This is a genomic window from Alcanivorax sp. HI0083, assembly GCF_001635175.1.
The window spans coordinates 1-1155 of record NZ_LWFX01000140.1 but is presented as its reverse complement, the minus strand read 5'-3'; the positions used below and the strand labels follow the sequence as shown (position 1 = coordinate 1155).

At 54.9% G+C, this 1155-nt stretch carries 1 protein-coding gene and 1 pseudogene; both read right to left on the bottom strand.

Translation table 11 applies throughout. The annotated features are described in order from the left end of the window. A pseudogene (locus A3754_RS25870) lies at positions 1-287 on the bottom strand (hypothetical protein); the annotation flags it as partial. A gap of 275 nt (positions 288-562) precedes the next feature. Beyond that, on the bottom strand, positions 563-1024 hold the full coding sequence (locus tag A3754_RS01560; protein ID WP_063518676.1) for a MaoC family dehydratase: 462 nt from the start codon (positions 1022-1024) through the stop codon (positions 563-565). Between the last annotated feature and the right edge of the window lie 131 nt (positions 1025-1155).

Genomic DNA, 1155 nt, shown 5'->3' with positions numbered 1-1155 from the left:
CTGCGTGTATTCTCACGCACGGCCCGGGGCGGATGGCACACCAGCGTCCCCTGGCTGATGGATTCACGGGTGGCCGGAACCAATAGTTGCAACAAGGAAAGCAGTGCTTCGCCACGGCTGGAATAGGACGACAGAGAGAGCTCAGAACTAACGCCCGGCTCATCTCCCGCAGGCATAACCATTCGGGGAATGTCGGTGATGTGGCTCAGGCTCAGGCGCAAATCCCGCCGAATGGCGGAGCGGTTATCTATGACGTGGCGTAACCACAGCCGGGGACGGTGCAACATCTTCCTGCCCTGCCTTTACTGTTCTGTTTTTCTTATATGCCGAGCGTGTGTGTCTGCGCTCATATCAGAGTCTGTGCCCGGGAGAGACACCGGCGCTGTCGGCACACCAGAGTACGACGAAATCAGCAGACCAAGAATAGCAGGAAATCACCAAAGAGAGGTCACAGAAGTGAACAACACGCGGAAAAAACAGTGGAGTGTCAGGGCTTTGCCGCCACCATCCCCTTCGCACAACTGCCTGCGGCCTGTCTTCACACAACCGCAGGCAAAGCTGATTAGACGAAGTACATTAGCAGCCATTCAGCCGCCAGCGCGGGCTTGTCTTCACCTTCGATATCCACCGTGAACGCAAACTTGAGCAGCCACTGCCCTTCACGCTTTTCCGTAGCGTCCAGCAAGGTAGCACGCGCGCGAACCCGCTTTCCTTCCTTCACCGGAGCCATGAATCTCAGCTTGTCGAAGCCATAATTCATCGCCATTTTCATGCCTTTGGGCATCAAAAAATCGTCGATGGACGCCTGCAGATACGGCAGCAGCGACAGCGTCAGGTAACCGTGAGCGATGGTGGTGCCAAAGGGGGTATTTCGCGCTTGTTCCGGGTCCACATGAATGAACTGATGATCCAGAGTGGCATCGGCAAAAGCATTGATGCGCTCTTGATCGATCTGAAACCAGTCTGAAGCACCCAATTCCTTGCCGACGTAATCGGCCAATGCTGCGACCTCAACCACTTTCATTATGCTGCTCTCCTAACGGAATCTGTCTCGGTTTTCTTTCGAGGATAACCGCACAGGTTCACAGCACCATGACCTATTAAAACCGGATCAATGCCTACCCTGATGGTTTTGGTCAGTCCTCAACCGCTGCG

Excerpts from the sequence above, each read along its gene's own strand:
- A3754_RS01560 (WP_063518676.1), bottom strand. The coding sequence starts at position 1,024 with ATGAAAGTGGTTGAGGTCGCAGCATTGGCCGATTACGTCGGCAAGGAA.